Source organism: Bacillus cereus group sp. BfR-BA-01331 (assembly GCF_022663915.1).
GTDB lineage: Bacteria > Bacillota > Bacilli > Bacillales > Bacillaceae_G > Bacillus_A > Bacillus_A mycoides.
In genome coordinates, this window is the sequence record NZ_JAKUGJ010000003.1 from 331,213 (window position 1) to 345,186 (window position 13,974).

Genomic DNA, 13,974 nt, shown 5'->3' on the forward strand with positions numbered 1-13,974 from the left:
ATGAATTATTTATGTTAAACTATATTAAAATTAATTTAATTATAATTTATTATATGGCTAGCTACAAGGATATGAGGAGGAAGAGGAATGAAGGAGATAGAGGCATTAAAAGAGCAATATCCACTAGTAAATAACTTAATCGCAACAGAAGAAGTATTTTGGATAAACCCGAATATGGAAAAGTATGAAACAGCAATAAAAAATTCGCCACTTAATGAAGAACATGTAAAAGACGCGGAAGAGAGATTAAAGCGTTTTGCACCATATATTGCGAAAGTATTTCCTGAAACGAAAGAAACAGGCGGTATTATAGAATCACCTTTAGTGAAAATCTCTTCTATGAAACAATCTTTAGAGAAAAGTTATGGGCAACCTATTTTAGGGGAATTACTATTAAAATGTGATAGTGGGCTTCCGATATCAGGATCAATAAAAGCTAGAGGCGGAATATACGAAGTGCTGAAACATGCAGAGCGACTGGCACTTCAGCATGGAATGTTAACAGAGAAAGATGATTATTCAATTTTAGATAATGATAGATTTAGAGGTTTTTTTGCGAAGCATTCAATTGCAGTAGGTTCTACTGGAAATTTAGGGCTTAGCATCGGTATTATGAGTGCGAAATTAGGTTTCAATGTGACAGTCCATATGTCAGCAGACGCAAAACAATGGAAAAAAGATTTATTAAGAAGTAAAGGTGTAAACGTTATTGAATATGAAGCTGATTATAGTAAAGCAGTAGAAGAAGGAAGACTGCAAGCAGATGCAGATCCTAGCTGTTATTTTGTTGATGATGAAAACTCACATGATTTATTTTTAGGATACGCAGTAGCAGCGTCACGTTTACAAAAACAATTAGAAGAGTTAGAAATTGTAGTAGATGAAGAGCACCCTTTATTCGTTTATCTTCCGTGCGGGGTAGGTGGCGGACCTGGCGGAGTAGCATTTGGTTTAAAGTTATTGTACAAAGACAATGTGCACTGTTTCTTTGCGGAGCCTACGCACTCTCCGTGTATGTTACTCGGTTTAATGACAGGGCTTCACGATAAAATTGCCGTTCAAGATATCGGGATTGACAATGTAACTGATGCGGATGGGCTTGCAGTAGGAAGACCATCTGGATTTGTCGGTAAAACGATGGAACCATTTTTGAGTGGAAATTACACAGTAAGTGATGAGGAGTTATATAGATTATTAAAAGAACTGGCTGATACTGAAAATATTTATTTAGAGCCTTCTGCATTAGCGGGTATGATAGGGCCGTTGAATGTATGTAAAGCTGAAAATGAGTATTTACAAAAACAACAGTTAACAGAGAAGGTGAAGAAAGGTACTCATATTGTGTGGGGAACTGGTGGGAGTATGGTTCCGGAAGACGTGATGAGTGGTTATTATAAAAAAGGTTCGGAATTAACGAAAGCAGAGTAAGGAAGAATGAGGCGATTTAAAGCCTCATTTTTTCATGTACATAAAAATCTTTGTTATTTTCACATTAGTTCTTTATAGTATAGTTATAAAGGATTATTCATATCGATTAAATATAACAAAACAGCTTTATTTTACATAATAAGAGGATGTGTATACGATGTCATTACAGACTAAATATATAGCGGGTATTTCGCTTGGGGTTATGGGCGTAGGTTTTGCGGCTTCAATCCCTTTTCAAGGAACGGTAGCTGGGGAGATTATACAAGGGGGATTTGAAGCTGGGTTAGTTGGTGGACTTGCGGATTGGTTTGCGGTTACAGCTTTATTCCGTCATCCGTTGGGAATTCCAATTCCACATACAGCATTATTACCTAAAAATCGGAAACGGGTAACAAAGGGACTCGTTTCTACGTTAGAAAATGAATGGCTGACGAAAGAAAGTATTACAAGTAAAGTAAAAGAAATGCAGCTAGCACAAATGGTACTGCAAATTGCTGAGAAAGAGTTACAGTCTGATGCTGTGAAAAAAGGGATTGTAACAATTGCTGAGAAAGCGATTCTTCAAATAGATACGGAAAAATTAGCAGTTATTATTGAAAAAGAATTAAAAACGTATTTGCATACAATTAATACAAGTAACATATTACAAGTTCTCGTGGATCAATTAGTAGTGCAAGAATATGATGAAAAAACACTTGATTACATATTAGTAAAAGTGAAAGATTGGACAGCTCAAGATGAAGCACGTTATCAGCTCGGAAGCTTAGGCATGAAGGCGATGGAAAACATAAAAGTAGATGGATTCCTACAGTTTACTTTGAAATCGTTTATGAATATTGTTGATGAGGATAAAATCGGCGGCATTTTGCAGAAGTTTATCATTAGCAATATTAACAGCTTACAAGATGCAGATAATAGCACAAGGCAACTTATATTAGCGAAAATTCGTCAAGAGATTATAAATGTAAAAGAAAATGAATCTTTATTACAGGAATTAGAGAAGTGGAAAGAAAAATGGATTGCAAATTGGGATGCTACTGACAAAATAAAAGAGATGCTAGAGCAAGTACAGAGTAGGGCAGTTACTTTTGTGAAGAATGAAGAATTTGCTGATAAATATGTTGTTCCATTCTTACAAACACAAATGAATAAAATAAAAGAAGACGAATTGACTGTTCAAAAAATAGAAGATTGGTTACAAAAACAAGTTGTTACTATTGTTGAAAAGAATCATTCGAAAATTGGAAAGCTTGTGCAAGAAAACCTTGATAAGTTAGATGATAAAACATTAATCGAAATGATTGAAAATAATGTCGGTAAAGATTTGCAGTGGATTCGTGTGAACGGGGCTGTTTGTGGTTTTATGATTGGATTAATTTTAGAAGGAATAAAAGCGATTATATGAGAAAAACCTTCCACAATTGTGGAAGGTTTCTTATTTTTCGATAACGCTCATATTTAAATTATAAGCTTTCTCAATATTTAATTTGTACGTTCCATTTCCTGTTTTTATCGAGTTTTTATACCAATGTTCTTGCCCATTTAATTCTGGATTTTCTTCTGAAGAATTATTTTCTTTTTTCGCTAAATCTTCTACTTGTTCCCAAGGTGTGTTTCCGTGAGTTTCTTTTTGATTTGTTACGGCTGTTAAAGAAACATCACTTTCTTTAGTTAAATGAACAGATACGTTTGAACTGTTTTGTACAAACCAATTATTTTGTAATTGACCTGGATAAAGAGATAGTTCGTTATTCGAAGCGCGGATCTCTACATTTTTATTTTGCGGAAGAACGAGTGTTTGTTTCACCTGTGGTGCGAAGTTAAAAAACGTATGCTGAACCGGTAATGGTTTTAACGTTATATACATCGTTTCTCCAGCCGTTTGAACTGAAAGGAAATCATCTCTTTTTAAATTAGGTTTTTCATTTGTTTTTGTCGTCATTTCATATGTTCCAAAAAGATGAATTTGATTTGTATTATCACCCTCTATCGTTAGAGGGTGATGCCCCGCATCCACTACGATTTTTTTGATAGATTCAGGTATATCAAGTTGTCCGTCTGGAATATTACTCGTTTGTCTAGTTGTGTTAATAGAATGACGAACTTCTTCTAGCAATCCAGTTGATAATAAGCAGTAAAAAGCAATTCCAACACTTCCTAAAACTCCGATAAAGAAAATACTAAAAATATCATATTTAATAAATGAATGTTCCTTCTTAGAAAATAGAAGGTATAGTAAAATTTCAGCGCCAAGTATGATAAGTAAAACAGGCCACCAGGCTGTTAATGTATCTAATGCTTGAACTCCTTTTACGACTGAAAATAGTAAAAAGCAACCTAATGTAATAATGGAGAGCCCCATTGAGAATGTTCCAACGCGCCATGTTCTCATTCGTTTGTACCACCTTTGTTTTCTTTATTTCCAAGTAACAATTTAAAGCCGCCACCAATTAAAAGGAGAGCAACGATAGATGTTTGGAAATAGCGATAATATAGTTCGCTAAGATGAATATTAAATATAGTTGCAAAATAGTCATTCAAAATAGGAAGGACTGTTTGATCTAATAAATAATAACCACCGAGTGTAATTAACCCAATACCGATCCATCTTTGATGATTGATAAAATAGTCAATGATAGGTTCGTCATTTACACGTTCTTTTCCGTATTTTGCAGTTTGCTGTAACGCATCAAAAAAGCTATAGAACCAAATGATTGGTACTAAAAATAAAAACGCAGAAAGTCTTAATAAGTCGAGCAAATAAATAGATAGTAAAAAGGCTGCCATAAGCTGAAGACCACGGCGCTGTAAGCCTAAATACATATGTCCTGCTCCAGGAAACATTGCTAAAATGGAAGCGAATGTTTTATTTTTCTTTCCTTGTTCTCGGTGCTCTTCAAACTCTTCGAAAATAGTACGGTCATCTAGTTGCTCGCCGCGTTCTTTTTTCTGTAGTTGTTGAACAACATCGAAGAAATTATAAATCCATAAAACAGGTAATGTAATAAGAAAGATAAGGAAACTTCCTTGAGATGTTAAGAGTGCAACGAATATAATCATACTTCCGATTCCTGTGCAAGCGACTAAAAATGTAAGTCCGCGTTGCATAAGTCCTAATTGAAAATGACCAAGCCCAGGAATGATTGATAGAAGAATGATATAAAATCGTTCGCTTTCTTTAGAGGACTCTGTAAATTCTCCGGCTGCTTGTTTTTTCGATTGATTAATAATAGTGATAACTAAATCTAATAAATTGATCGCCCATAACACGACTAGTAAAAATAGAGAAAGAAAAGCAATATCACGCGCTCCTAATGCTATTGTACAAAATGCTGCAAAGATAAATAGAAATAAAGCCCCGCCGCTATATAAAATAAATCGTCCGAATTTCTTTAAATATAAATGTCCAAGCCCAGGAATTAGCCCTAACACAAGTGCTAAAAAGGGATTTTTATTCATGCTTTGAACCTCCGTCCTTTTTTGATGTGTCTACCGATTTGTTTACAATTTGTTGTGAGATAGAAGACTCGTTATGTTTTGAAGATTTCTCGAAATTTGATGTCGCTGTGAAAATATACTGGAATAAACCACTTACCATAAAAATAATTGTAGCCGCAGTCGCAATTATGTAGTGAATAATTGTGCGCTTTAGTGAGTTTGTTTTTATATTTTCATTAGGCTGTAACGTTTCAAAATTAATTTGCGTCATAACTTCGTTCGTAAATGAATCATCATTTATCATTGGAAGGTTTTCGTGTTGTTCATCAATACTTTCCATATAAAGTGCTAAACAATGATCACATTCATAAAGATGTTCTTCCATAGATTCACGTTCATTGTTTGATATAACATCTAATGTATAATTGCGCCAATCTTCTTTTGAATAATGCATCATAGAAACTCTTCCTCCTTCCAATGTTTTTTAATCCATTTTCTTGCCCGATACAGTTTCATTTCGACTGTTTTCACTTCAATATTTTCTTGCAAAGCAATTTCTTGATAACTTTTTTCTTCTAAGTAATGTGCGAGAACGACGTCACGGTAATTGTCGGGAAGTTCTCGCAGTTTTTGAGCAATGAGTAATTTTTGCTCTTTCGTCAATAATAATGCCTCGATATTATGAGAGGATTTTATATTTTCCGCAGTTTCTTTACATAAGGAGAGTTCTTCGTTTTCTCTAGCTTTTTTTCTCTTATAATCAATAGCGTGATTGGTGGCAATACGTGCCATCCACGTTTTTAATCCGCGAAATTGATAATTTGGGAGAGAGGCGTGAATTTTTACGAATACTTCTTGTGTAACATCTTTAGCATCTTCTTCATGTCTTAAAATGGAAAAGATAACTTGAAAAATATAATGACGATATGTTTGTACAAGGATACGAAAAGCATGTTCGCTTCCTTGCTGTGCTTTTGCAACTAATTGTTTTTCCTCAATCGGTCTCTCCCTCCTTTTTGACGCATTCTATTATATAGACGTAAGAAATGATAAGTCACCCTACACATGTTATAAAAAAAGAATAATATATTTTTAGCAGGAGGGCTATATGAAAAAGGTGTGAAAAAATGGTAAAGAGAAGTATATAATGAGCAAAGAGGAAATGCTACATGGAGAAAGGATGTGAATGTTAGTAGGATAAGGTCCATACTAACAAACATGAAAATTAAAATATTAATAGCCGATGATAATTCTTTTATAAGAGAAGGCATGAAAATTATTTTAAATACATATGAAGAGTTTGAAGTATTAGATACCGTAAATGATGGAAAAGAAGCTGTAGCGTATTGTAAAAAATATGAAGTTGATATTGCGCTTTTAGATGTTCGTATGCCAAACATGAACGGGGTAGAGGCGACGAAGTTAATTTGTGAAGAGACAAAAACGAAGCCTCTCATTTTAACGACATTTGATGATGATGAATATATTTTGGACGCAGTAAAAAACGGAGCGAAAGGTTATTTATTAAAAAATAATGATCCGGAGCGTATTCGTGATGCGATAAAAGGAGTTTATAACGGTCAAACTGTTATGCAAGATGTAGTGCTTGATAAAATTAAGTCTAATTTAATGGAAAGTAAAGAGGAAGAATCTAAAATTGATAAGAGCCTTTTCACAGAAAGAGAGCTTAGTATTATCGCATTAATTGCGAAAGGTTTCTCAAATAAAGAAATTTCGAAGCAACTTTTCATATCTGAAGGAACGATTGCAAATTATATTACATCAGTTTTAGGGAAAACTGGACTAGAACATCGCACACAAATTGCGATTTATTACTTAACAGGGAAAGTAGATTAATGTTATGGAATTTTGGTTAACTGTAAGTAAACTTATTGTCTTTTTATATATAGTGTTTAGCTACATTCATTTAAATGTTACGAACTTACCGTGGATTATATTTACTTTGCTTTTATATCTTTCTGTCAATGTGTTGATCTCTATATTTAAAAAAGATACGTACAAAAACATATTAACTTGTGTGTCAATTGGCGTAGTTATGTTATTTACATGGAAGGTTCATCCGTTTTTTATTTTATTTTTACCTTTGAACTTATATGAAATTGCAAATTATTACATAAAAAAGAAATGGTTAATCTTTTTCATTATGATTCTTCCTATTATTTTTATAGGTGAAGGTATTCAAATGACGTATGGACTTATTAGTGCATTTTGTTTTTTTTCCTTAACGATAGCTCATCGCTATATAGCACGATTATTAAAACTAGAAATGCAAAATGATAAAATGAGAAAAGACATACAAAGACTTACGAAAAGCTTAAATGAAAATAAAGATTACATAAGGCAATCTGAATACACATTTAAATTAGAGGAAAGAAATCGACTATCTCAAGAAATTCATGATAAAATCGGTCACTCAATGACAGGTGCACTAATTCAAATGGAAGCAGCAAAGAGATTAATGGAAATAGATAAAGAAAAATCTGCGGAATTATTACAAAATGCCATTCATATTTCAAAAGATGGAATTGAAAGCATTCGGATTACATTAAAAAATATGAAGCCACCAACAGAGCAAATTGGTATTCATCGTATGAAATTATTCATAGAGGAATTTGCTGGTAAGCATGATATAAATATTCCATTCGTATATAAAGGGAACTTAGATATGATTTCACCAATTCAGTGGAAGATTATTGGTGAAAATGTCATGGAGGCACTAACAAACGCGATGAAATATGCTGATGCGACAGTCATTTCAATAGATATTCATGTACTGAACAAGATGGTGAAAGTACAAGTGAAGGATAATGGTAAAGGTGCAGCTCTTGTTAAGAAGGGCCTCGGTATTATGGGGATGGAGGAGCGAACAGCATCAGTAAACGGAAAAATTATTGTAGATGGAACAAGTGGTTTTTCAGTAACAATGTTATTGCCGATATAAGAGGATGAGACGAGGATGAATCATCTCATATGAAAAAAGTGAATAATCTCATGTGAAAAGAGTGAACTTCTGCACTGAGCAGGTTCATTCTTTTTGTTTATAATAAAGTGAAACTTCAATCAGTGGGGGGTGTTTTTCCCCGCTGATTGTTAGTTGAACCAATCGGGCATTTTTACGGGCAGTTGATCTCCCACCTAACTTCATTGCACCAGCTTAATTTTGAGGTGGGAGTCTTACTGACCGTTGATGCGGGATAAAAGCAGAGAAACCGAAATAGGGGTGAAATGATGAACACATTGGAAATTAAAAATTTAACGAAAAAATTTGGTGATTTCATCGCGGTAGATAATATGTCTTTATCTATTAAAGAAGGAGAAATATTTGGCTTTTTAGGTTCGAATGGTGCTGGTAAGAGTACAACGATTAATATGATTGCTGGTTTGTTAAGAAGTAATGAAGGTGAAATTAGCATACTAGGAAAAAATATAAAGAAACATAATCGATTTGCGAAAATGAATATTGGTATCGTTCCGCAAGATATTGCGATTTATGAAGAGTTAACTGCCTATGAAAATGTGAAATTCTTTGCTGGATTGTATGGATTACGAGGAGCCGAGCTAAAAGCGAGAGTAGAGGAAGCACTTCAATTTGTAGGCCTTAGTGATAAACATAAAAGTTATCCGAAAAACTTTTCTGGCGGGATGAAACGAAGACTGAATATCGCTTGTGCAATCGCTCATAGACCGAAGTTAATTATTATGGATGAACCGACAGTTGGAATTGATCCGCAGTCAAGAAACTACATTCTCCAGTCTGTCCGAAAATTAAATGAAATGGGAAGTACGATTATTTATACGAGTCACTACATGGAAGAAGTAGAAGAGATTTGTACGAAAATAGCAATTGTCGATCACGGTAAAGTAATTGCAGAAGGAACGAAAGAACAGTTAAAAGCGATTATTACCGATACGAAAGACATTTGGATTGAAGTGAAGTCAGTAGAAAATCTAGACGTTGAAAAATTAAAAGAGATAAACGGTGTGAAAGCTGTTCAAATTGAAGAGAACGTAATCAAAGTAAATTCTGATGCAGGATTAAATAATTTAAATAAAATTATTCAACACTTTATTAATCATGACATTGAAATTCGTTCGTTAGAGGAGCAGGCTCCGAACTTAGAAACTGTATTCCTTACGTTGACCGGAAGAAACTTACGAGATAAATAAAAGGTAAATGAAGAAAAAGTAAAGGGAGGTTCATCGATTGAACATCTTCAATATTGCAGTTATGCACATTAAAAGAGATTTCAGGGACGTAAGAACCTTAGTTTTTATGTTGGCATTTCCGATTGTGCTTATGCTTGTATTAGGAACAGCGTTAAGTAACGCATTTAATAGCGATAGTCAATCGTTTAAGGATATACAAGTGCTATATAAAGATGAAGCGAGTAGCACGTTTTCTCAATCATTTGAAGCATTTACAAAAGAAGTCGATAAATCAGGTATTCATTTTAAAAAGGCTTCCGAAGGTATAGATGGGAAAGAAGAAGTGAAGCAAAATAAATATGCTGCTTATGTAGAGTTAAATAAAGATGGTGCAAAATTTTACGGAAGTGACAAAAGTAGTATTGAGGGAAGTATTGTGGAAGGCATGCTTACAACATTTGTTGATAAGTACAACGTAGTGGCCGAAGTTGCAAAAGTAGATCCGAGTAAGGTTAGCGCAGTTATTTCAAACGGAAATTATAATGATTATATTAAAGAAACATCTTTACAAGCTGCTAAAAAACCAGGTTCTATGGATTACTATGCGGTTGTAATGACGACGATGATTGCACTGTACGCTGCAATGGGGGCGAGTTTTTTAATTCGAGGAGAACGAATACGTAAAACAGGAGATCGTTTAATTGCAGCACCTATAAGTAAGGCTGAAATTTTCATTGGGAAAGTGCTCGGTAGTCTTGTAGCGAATGCACTTTGTCTATTACTCGTCGTTTTATTTAGTAAATTTGTTTTTCAAGCGAATTGGGGCGACCATATTGGAATCATATTTATTATTTTACTAACAGAAGTCTTTCTAGCAATTAGCTTCGGTTTAGGAATCGGATTTATTACAAAAACAGGTGAGGCATCTAGAGCAATTATTATGGTTGTTGTGCAATTAGCTTCTATTTTTGGTGGTGCGTATTTCGTAGTGGAAGAAAATGTCGTTACGAATTTATCGCCATTAACGTGGGCCAACACAGCCATTATGAAAATTATTTATGCAAATGATGTAGGAGCGGCACTGCCGGTAATATTTTTAAATCTTGGGATTTCAGCAATCTTTTTATTAATTGCGATTATTGCATTACGTAGACGGGAGGGGCTATAGTATGAAAGATATTTTATGGCTCATACAAAAAACGTTATCTGTGCTTCTGAAAAATAAAAAGGGGTTACTCATTATTATTAGCTTGCCGATAATAGGAACGCTCATTTCCTTTTCGATATATGGGAATGTAGGGCAAGGAACGTTAAATATTGGGGTTATAAATAAAGAAAATCAACCTATCGCAAATGATACAGTGAAATTTTTAGAAGGACTCAATCATGTAAATGTTAGTAAAATTAAGGAATCTGAAGTGGAAGATAAACTCACTTCAAAAAAACTTGATGGTGTTATTACATTACAGTCTGGTTTTTCTGAAAGTGTTCGAGAAGGGAAACCGAGTCATATTGAGATTTCATCGATTAAAGGCGATCAAGTAACAGGATTTATAAAATCGTATTTATATAACTATGTTGATAACATCGCTGCGATTAGTAAAGTGGCAGGGGCCGATCAAAGTACGTTTAATAGTATGTACGCTGGTTATCAAAAAAGTTCATTTAAAGTAAAAGCAGAGACACTTGAAGATACTTCGAAAAATAAGGATATGACAAATCAAACGATTGGTTATCTTATTATGTTTATGCTATTTTCAGCGATGAACTTATCAGGATTTATATTAAAAGAAAAAGAGAACAGAACGTATTTTAGGTTATTATCGACGCCGATAGATGGAAAGAAATTTATATTATCTAATGTCGCGGTGAATATGATTATATTAACATTACAAATTGTAATTGCAGTATTATTTATGACGAATGTTTTTCATACGAATATAAATATGCCTTTCACAGTTATGATTGGTGTACTCATGATATTTGCTTTAATCGCAATTGGTTTATCATTAGTCATTGTGTCTTTTTCAAAAAGTTCAACTGCTTCAAATGCGATGCAAAATGTTGTTATTGTACCGACATGTTTATTAGCGGGATGTTATTTTCCATATGATATTATGCCGAAAACAGTACAAAAAATAGCTGATTTTTTACCGCAACGCTGGCTAATGGACACGATTTCGAAGTTGCAGCAAGGAATTCCGTTTTCAGAGTTGTATTTAAATATTCTAATCTTATTCGCCTTTGCGATAGCGTTCTTCTTAATTGCGATTTATAAGTTTGGAAGAAATAATGATGCAAGGAACTTCATTTAATGAAAAGGTGTGGCGCAATGCCACACCTTTTTTGTATTCGTAATTTAAAGTATCTTTTGTAATATAGGAATGCTTTTGTAGAGCACTTCGTTATGTGAAGCATGCACAACATATTTATTTCCCTCTAGAAGAAAAACGCTATGCAGAACAGCGTTACCATCACCATATTTTGTAAGTATATCACCGACGACTTTTCCGTCTGTCCATTCCAGTTTTGAATGTGAAGGGACGACTTGTAGATATTGAATCGTTTCTACTCCATCTCCTGCAATGAGTGTAGTTTCAATATTTCTTTTCTCTATAATAAATCTATTTGCATTTAATGTATCGAGGAATGGATTTTTCGTTTTCATCTTACTATAAGGAAGAAATGTAATAGCAGAGCCGGATCTTATAAATAAATAATTTCCGTAATCTTTACAAGGAATAACATCTTGTAATCCTGGAAAGTAACGGTGTATCGCTTCAACTTTATTCATTTTGTGTAAGGTGCTTACGTAGTGAATGTACTGTTCCATATAAAAATGAACGATATTTATTTTAGAAGATGTATGTACTGGGAGAGCACCTCCAGTCCAATAACTATAATTGGGGGGAGATCCAGCGTTTGGTGTACAGAGTATAATAAGTTGCTCCACATCATTTTCATATTCTTCACTTTGAACGTAAGAACGTGCAAGAAGTCCACCCATACTATGACAAACTAAATTTAGTTTGTCGCACCCTGTAAATTTTTTAACATAGGCAATTGTTTTTAATAAATATTTTTGAGTGGAAAAAGCAATACGCTGACGCCAGTCATAAAAACAGATAAACAAGTTTTTATTTCGTTCATAGCCGATACTTTCTAACATTATAATGAGTGGTTCATAAATAAACGAAGAAAGCCCAAAGTTCCAATTACCGGTACCAGGAATAATAATATTACTCATTGAACCGAAAAGACCTGGGATAAAAATAATAGGAGTTTTTCTTATTTTCATATTCTGCTCTCCTTTAACTTTGTAACATCCAAAAAGTAGGAAATGCATTTTGAATGAAAATTTATTTTAATGAAACACTACGAAATAGTAAGTAATATGAGTGGAAGGAAATCAAAATGATTAAAAAAATATTGCGAGTCACTTCTATTATTATTGCTATTTTCGTTGTTATTTTAATTTGGATGCATATTGACGTTACGCTCGGAAGGAAAATGGAAGCCGGGAAAAATATGCCGACAGAGTATGCACCTCATTATAGTGACTTTCAATTATATGTAGAAGGGAAGTCGTTTTATAAACAGTTATTTACTGATATAAGTGAAGCAAAGCAATCTATTTACACTTATTTTTATATTTTATCGGATGATAAAAGTAGCCATACTTTTTTAAACTTATTAAAGGAGAAGGCGAAAGAAGGAGTAAACGTCTATTTATCAGTTGATCGCATTAATGATTTATCATTTGAAAGAAAGATGAAAAATGAATTGCGGGAAAGTGGTGTACATTTTACATATAGTAGAAAACCTGAATTGCCATTCGGATTTTATTCACTTCACCATCGTAATCATCGTCGTATTACGACGATTGATGGGGAGATTGGCTATACGGGTGGCTTTAATATGGGGGATGAGTACTTAGGGAAAGATAAGCGATTTGGATATTGGCGTGACTATCATGTGCGGCTTAGAGGAGAAGGAGCAAAAGATTTGGAAGAGCAATTCGCTTTAGATTGGAAACGAGATACGAAAGAACATATAAAAAGAAGTACGAATAAAGCGAGTAAAGGGAATACATTACATACGATGGTTAGCTACAATGGACATCATGTCGCTGAAAAATATATAAGGTTAATAAAACAAGCGAAACATTCAATTGTAATTACAACACCTTATTTTATAGCGAAAAATAAAGAATTAATGAATGCTTTAATTGGAGCGCAAAAACGTGGTGTTACAGTAAAAATACTATGGTCATATAAACCAGATATTCCTCTTATTAAAGAGGCAGCGTATCCTTATATTCGTCAAGCTGTTAATAACGGGATTACGGTATATGGTTATAAAAAAGGGATGTTTCATGGAAAGTTAATGCTGATTGATAATGAACTAACTGTTATCGGTACAACGAACATAACTGCACGAAGTTTCTATATAAATGATGAGATGAATTTGTATATTCATGGTGGACCTATCATAGCGCAAGTGAATGAGGCGTTAACAGAAGATTTTCATGACTCGAAAGAAATGACGAAAGAGTTTTTTGAGAAGTTATCTTTTTGGGAGCGTTGTAAGGAGAAATTTGCGGGATTGGTTGATTTTTATTTGTGATGATTTAACTGGAATACTGGAAATGTAGAATATAGTAAATAGAAAGCTGTATTGTTTATTCAAAAAGTTGAGAAGTAAGAAAGAACCTTCAAAAACAGAAGGTTCTTTCTTATTTTATAATTTATTATTGGTAGTTAAAAAATAGTCTGGTCTGGCGGGTGCCCCTCCGTCTTCATTTGCGCTTCGGTAAAAAATTCAATATGTAGTTAAAATAAAGTTAAGCTAATGTCTCTATTTTGATTAAGGGTTCTAAGTGAGTTCTAGTTGAATGCTTAAAAAACTGTAGTTTTATAACTGAAATTTCCGGTAAATCAA

The 13,974-nt window shown here is 33.7% G+C and carries 13 protein-coding genes; 8 read left to right on the plus strand and 5 right to left on the minus strand.

Annotation, left to right across the window (positions count from 1 at the left end; translation table 11 throughout):
• The first annotated feature begins 87 nt into the window (after nucleotides 1–87).
• Together MR155_RS08485 and MR155_RS08490 are read left to right on the plus strand one after the other, a co-directional pair.
• Nucleotides 88–1,428, plus strand: coding sequence for a D-serine ammonia-lyase (locus MR155_RS08485; RefSeq protein ID WP_242309227.1), 1,341 nt, complete (start codon nucleotides 88–90; stop codon nucleotides 1,426–1,428).
• A 157-nt stretch (nucleotides 1,429–1,585) separates the two neighbouring features.
• Nucleotides 1,586–2,833, plus strand: a complete 1,248-nt coding sequence (locus MR155_RS08490) for a DUF445 domain-containing protein (protein WP_002086386.1) — start codon at nucleotides 1,586–1,588, stop codon at nucleotides 2,831–2,833.
• A gap of 30 nt (nucleotides 2,834–2,863) precedes the next feature.
• Here MR155_RS08490 and exsE read toward each other — a convergent pair whose 3' ends face one another.
• Genes exsE through MR155_RS08510 form a run of 4 tightly spaced genes read right to left on the minus strand, consistent with a single transcriptional unit; the run spans nucleotide 2,864 to nucleotide 5,865 of the window.
• Nucleotides 2,864–3,820, minus strand: coding sequence for an exosporium protein ExsE (exsE, locus tag MR155_RS08495; RefSeq protein ID WP_002141220.1), 957 nt, complete (start codon nucleotides 3,818–3,820; stop codon nucleotides 2,864–2,866).
• Nucleotides 3,817–4,887 (minus strand): hypothetical protein, encoded by a 1,071-nt coding sequence (locus MR155_RS08500; RefSeq protein WP_242309229.1) that lies wholly within the window; start codon nucleotides 4,885–4,887, stop codon nucleotides 3,817–3,819. The genes exsE and MR155_RS08500 overlap by 4 nt, the downstream gene beginning before the upstream one ends.
• Nucleotides 4,880–5,323 carry a hypothetical protein gene (locus tag MR155_RS08505; protein WP_002126705.1) on the minus strand — a complete coding sequence of 148 codons (444 nt, stop codon included), beginning with the start codon at nucleotides 5,321–5,323 and terminating at the stop codon, nucleotides 4,880–4,882. Before MR155_RS08505 ends, MR155_RS08500 begins: the two co-directional genes overlap by 8 nt.
• Nucleotides 5,320–5,865: an RNA polymerase sigma factor gene (locus MR155_RS08510; protein WP_307897080.1), complete on the minus strand. Its 546-nt coding sequence runs from the start codon at nucleotides 5,863–5,865 to the stop codon at nucleotides 5,320–5,322. Before MR155_RS08510 ends, MR155_RS08505 begins: the two co-directional genes overlap by 4 nt.
• 219 nt (nucleotides 5,866–6,084) lie before the next feature.
• On the opposite strand from MR155_RS08510, the gene MR155_RS08515 reads away from it, so the two are divergent.
• From MR155_RS08515 to MR155_RS08535, 5 genes are all read left to right on the plus strand, one after another.
• Complete coding sequence (locus MR155_RS08515) at nucleotides 6,085–6,723, plus strand: response regulator transcription factor (RefSeq protein ID WP_002012250.1); 639 nt, start codon at nucleotides 6,085–6,087, stop codon at nucleotides 6,721–6,723.
• A 4-nt stretch (nucleotides 6,724–6,727) separates the two neighbouring features.
• On the plus strand, nucleotides 6,728–7,828 hold the full coding sequence (locus MR155_RS08520) for a sensor histidine kinase (RefSeq protein WP_219301955.1): 1,101 nt from the start codon (nucleotides 6,728–6,730) through the stop codon (nucleotides 7,826–7,828).
• Nucleotides 7,829–8,115: 287 nt separating this feature from the next.
• Nucleotides 8,116–9,054: an ABC transporter ATP-binding protein gene (locus tag MR155_RS08525; protein ID WP_002148977.1), complete on the plus strand. Its 939-nt coding sequence runs from the start codon at nucleotides 8,116–8,118 to the stop codon at nucleotides 9,052–9,054.
• A 37-nt stretch (nucleotides 9,055–9,091) separates the two neighbouring features.
• Nucleotides 9,092–10,201, plus strand: coding sequence for an ABC transporter permease (locus MR155_RS08530; RefSeq protein ID WP_242309231.1), 1,110 nt, complete (start codon nucleotides 9,092–9,094; stop codon nucleotides 10,199–10,201).
• 1 nt (nucleotide 10,202) lies between these two features.
• Nucleotides 10,203–11,348 (plus strand): ABC transporter permease, encoded by a 1,146-nt coding sequence (locus MR155_RS08535; RefSeq protein ID WP_113938075.1) that lies wholly within the window; start codon nucleotides 10,203–10,205, stop codon nucleotides 11,346–11,348.
• A 44-nt stretch (nucleotides 11,349–11,392) separates the two neighbouring features.
• Here the strand turns inward: MR155_RS08535 and MR155_RS08540 are convergent, their stop codons facing one another.
• Complete coding sequence (locus MR155_RS08540; RefSeq protein ID WP_219301957.1) at nucleotides 11,393–12,331, minus strand: esterase/lipase family protein; 939 nt, start codon at nucleotides 12,329–12,331, stop codon at nucleotides 11,393–11,395.
• Between the two features lie 116 nt (nucleotides 12,332–12,447).
• Here MR155_RS08540 and cls point away from each other — a divergent pair, with 116 nt between their 5' ends.
• Entirely contained in the window at nucleotides 12,448–13,659 is a 1,212-nt protein-coding gene (cls, locus tag MR155_RS08545; protein ID WP_242309233.1) for a cardiolipin synthase, read from the plus strand.
• Nucleotides 13,660–13,974: the final 315 nt, after the last annotated feature.

Bases quoted from the DNA above. Each gene is read 5' to 3' on its own strand.
- MR155_RS08485 (WP_242309227.1), top strand. From the start codon at position 88: ATGAAGGAGATAGAGGCATTAAAAGAGCAATATCCACTAGTAAATAAC.
- MR155_RS08520 (WP_219301955.1), top strand. From the start codon at position 6,728: ATGGAATTTTGGTTAACTGTAAGTAAACTTATTGTCTTTTTATATATA.
- exsE (WP_002141220.1), bottom strand. From the start codon at position 3,820: ATGAGAACATGGCGCGTTGGAACATTCTCAATGGGGCTCTCCATTATT.
- MR155_RS08505 (WP_002126705.1), bottom strand. From the start codon at position 5,323: ATGATGCATTATTCAAAAGAAGATTGGCGCAATTATACATTAGATGTT.
- MR155_RS08535 (WP_113938075.1), top strand. From the start codon at position 10,203: ATGAAAGATATTTTATGGCTCATACAAAAAACGTTATCTGTGCTTCTG.
- MR155_RS08525 (WP_002148977.1), top strand. From the start codon at position 8,116: ATGAACACATTGGAAATTAAAAATTTAACGAAAAAATTTGGTGATTTC.
- MR155_RS08500 (WP_242309229.1), bottom strand. From the start codon at position 4,887: ATGAATAAAAATCCCTTTTTAGCACTTGTGTTAGGGCTAATTCCTGGG.
- MR155_RS08515 (WP_002012250.1), top strand. From the start codon at position 6,085: ATGAAAATTAAAATATTAATAGCCGATGATAATTCTTTTATAAGAGAA.
- cls (WP_242309233.1), top strand. From the start codon at position 12,448: ATGATTAAAAAAATATTGCGAGTCACTTCTATTATTATTGCTATTTTC.
- MR155_RS08490 (WP_002086386.1), top strand. From the start codon at position 1,586: ATGTCATTACAGACTAAATATATAGCGGGTATTTCGCTTGGGGTTATG.
- MR155_RS08540 (WP_219301957.1), bottom strand. From the start codon at position 12,331: ATGAAAATAAGAAAAACTCCTATTATTTTTATCCCAGGTCTTTTCGGT.